2 protein-coding genes are annotated in these 2,623 nt (G+C 52.5%); both read right to left on the reverse strand.

Translation table 11 applies throughout. The annotated features are described in order from the left end of the window. Window positions 1–1,660: tetratricopeptide repeat protein (locus tag L5220_RS14215; protein WP_499574307.1), on the reverse strand; the 1,660-nt coding region annotated here is incomplete at its 3' end. A gap of 9 nt (window positions 1,661–1,669) precedes the next feature. Further along, window positions 1,670–2,623 (reverse strand): tetratricopeptide repeat protein (locus L5220_RS14220; protein WP_499574309.1); only part of this gene is annotated, 954 nt, incomplete at its 5' end.

Genomic DNA, 2,623 nt, shown 5'->3' on the forward strand with positions numbered 1-2,623 from the left:
AATGAGTTTCTTCAATGTCCAATGCCTGTACCAGACGTGTTAGGGCTGGCTCAATTTGGTTGAGCCTCCAATACAACAGCGCCAAGTTGCTCAGGGYGGTGGCCACTTCTGGATGGTTGGTGCCTAGGGCTTGCTCCAAAATTACCAAGCTGCGCTGTAGTAAAGGTTCGACCTTGCTATATTCCCCTTGTGCTTCATACAGCAGCGCCAAGTTATTGAGGGTCGTGGCCACTTCTGGATGGTTGGTGCCTAGGGCTTGCTCCAAAATTACCAAGCTGCGTTGGTAAAGCGGTTCGGCTTTGGCGTATTGCCCTTGCTTTTCATACAGTAGCGCCAAGTTATTGAGGGTCGTGGCCACTTCTGGATGGTTGGTGCCTAGGGCTTGCTCCAAAATCACCAAGCTGCGTTGGTAAAGCGGTTCGGCCTTGCTATATTCCCCTTGTGCTTCATACAGCAGCGCCAAGTTATTGAGGGTCGTGGCCACTTCTGGATGGTTGGTGCCTAGGGCTTGCTCCAAAATCACCAAGCTGCGTTGGTGTAAAGGTTCGACCTTGCTATATTCCCCTTGTGCTTCATACAACAGCGCCAAGTTATTGAGGGTAGTGGCCACTTTTGGATGGTTGGCGCCTAGGGCTTGCTCCAAAATTACCAAGCTGCGTTGGTAAAGCGGTTCGGCTTTGGCGTATTGCCCTTGTTTTTCATACAGCAGCGCCAAGTTATTGAGGGTCGTGGCCACTTCTGGATGGTTGGTGCCTAGGGCTTGCTCCAAAATCACCAAGCTGCGTTGGWGTAAAGGTTCGACCTTGCTATATTCCCCTTGCTTTTCATACAGCAGCGCCAAGTTATTGAGGGTCGTGGCCACTTCTGGGTGGTTGGTGCCTAGGGCTTGYTCCCTGATCGCCAAACTGCGCTGGTAAAGAGGTTCGGCTTTGTTATATTCCCCTTGTGCTGCATAGGACAACGCCAAGTTGTTGAGKGTSGTGGCCACTTTTGGATGGTTGGTGCCTAGGGCTTGCTCCCTGATCGCCAAACTGCGCTGCAATAGCGGTTCGGCTTTGCTATATTCCCCTTGTGCTTCATACAACCCCGCCAAGTTGTTGAGGGTAGTGGCCACTTTTGGATGGTTGGCGCCTAGGGCTTGCTCCAAAATCACCAAGCTGCGCTGTWRWARMGGTTCGGCTTTGGCGTATTGCCCTTGCTTTTCATACAGTAGCGCCAAGTTATTGAGGGTCGTGGCCACTTTTGGATGGTTGGTGCCTAGGGCTTGCTCCAAAATCACCAAGCTGCGCTGTAGAAAAGGTTCGGCCTTGCTATATTCCCCTTGTGTTTCATACAGCAGCGCCAAGTTATTGAGGGTCGTGGCCACTTCTGGATGGTTGGTGCCCAAGGCTTGCTCCCTGATTGCCAAGCTTCGTTGGTAAAGCGGTTCGGCTTTGGCRTACTGCCCTTGCTTTTCATACAGYAGCGCCAAGTTATTGAGGGTCGTGGCCACTTCTGGATGGTTGGTGCCCAAGGCTTGCTCCCTGATTGCCAAGCTTCGCTGCAATAGCGGTTCGGCTTTGGCATAYTSCCCTTGYGCTTGATACAACCCTGCCAAGTTGTTGAGGACAGCGGCCACATTTGGGTGGCTAGCCCCTAGGGTCTGTTGCAAAATTGCCAAACTGCGCTGTTATAGGGGTTCGGCCTTGCTATATTCCCCTTGTGCTTCATACAGCAGCGCCAAGTTATTGAGGGTCGTGGCCACTTCTGGATGGTTGGTGCCTAGGGCTTGCTCCGTTATCGCTAAACTGCGCAAGTACAGAGATTCTGCCTCACTATGCTGGCCTTGCGTTTGATACAGCACCGCCAAGTTGTTGAGGGCGGTGGCCACTTCTGGATGRTTGGTGCCTAGGGCTTGTTGCGTTATCGCTAAACTGCGCAAGTACAGAGATTCTGCCTCACTATGCTGGCCTTGCGTTTGATACAGCACCGCCAAGTTGTTGAGGGTCGTGGCCACTTCTGGATGGTTGGTGCCTAGGGCTTGCTCCAAAATCACCAAGCTGCGTTGGTAAAGCGGTTCGGCTTTGGCGTATTGCCCTTGCTTTTCATACAGCAGCGCCAAGTTATTGAGGGTCGTGGCCACTTCTGGATGGTTGGTGCCTAGGGCTTGCTCCAAAATTACCAAGCTGCGCTGTARTARMGGTTCGGCTTTGCTATATTCCCCTTGTGCTTCATACAACAGCGCCAAGTTGTTGAGGGTAGTGGCCACTTTTGGATGGTTGGTGCCTAGGGCTTGCTCCAAAATCACCAAGCTGCGCTGCAATAGCGGTTCGGCTTTGCTATATTCCCCTTGTGCTTCATACAGCMSTGCCAAGTTGTTGAGGACAGCGGCCACWTTTGGGTGGCTAGCCCCTAGGGCTTGCTCCCTGATCGCCAAACTGCGCTGGAATAGGGGTTCGGCTTTACTATATTGGCCTTGTTCTCGATACAGTAGCGCCAAGTTGTTCAGGGATTGGGCGACATCTGGGTGATTGGCACCTAAAACTCGCTCCCTGATCGCCAAACTGCGCTGCAAAAGCGGTTCGGCTTTGTTATATTCCCCTTGTGCTTGATACAACCCTGCCAAGTTGTTGAGGACAGCGGC

Origin of the sequence: Synechococcus sp. PCC 6716 (assembly GCF_022570815.1) — a bacterium.
Lineage (GTDB): Bacteria > Cyanobacteriota > Cyanobacteriia > Thermosynechococcales > Thermosynechococcaceae > Thermosynechococcus > Thermosynechococcus lividus.